Consider the following 470-nt stretch of genomic DNA (forward strand, 5'->3'; position numbering starts at 1 on the left):
ATTACAATCCAGGTCGCACTGCATCTACAGGATTATCTGGACAACCACAACGCTTCCTCGACAAGCCAAATTCTCATAGTCGACAAGATCAGCATCTTGACCAGGGTGAGCACTATCACCGGCCACAAAAGCCCAGATAGTTTGCTGCCATACATCGATTTGGCTTGGGAATACCTGGCCACATTCAAGCCTGTGGACAAAGCGCGAGAAATAGCCCGTTTACTCAATGAGAGCGCCGTTCACGTGCGAACCTTAGGGAAGACTGCCCGCAGCAACTCTCGCATGACCAAGGGGAAGATAATTGACTCAACCGTCATGGAACTTCTACAACTCGAACGGCGCATTCGCCAGCTAATCGATCCACCAAGTAGCTCTCGCAAACCATTTTTTGAAGAGGCGTAGCTCAACTAGCCATGCGGCCGCTTAAGAATCCCCCTGAATTGAGGGCAAGCGTATGTATTCTCTAAGAC

The 470-nt window shown here is 50.0% G+C and carries 1 protein-coding gene; it reads left to right on the forward strand.

Going from position 1 to position 470, the window contains the following annotated elements; genetic code table 11:
* On the forward strand, positions 1–402 hold a 402-nt coding region (locus E4T71_RS09945), incomplete at its 5' end, for a hypothetical protein (protein WP_167758517.1).
* Positions 403–470 lie beyond the last annotated feature (68 nt).

It is taken from the genome of Streptococcus sp. WM07 (assembly GCF_004570525.1).
In the GTDB taxonomy this organism is placed as follows: Bacteria; Bacillota; Bacilli; order Lactobacillales; family Streptococcaceae; genus Streptococcus.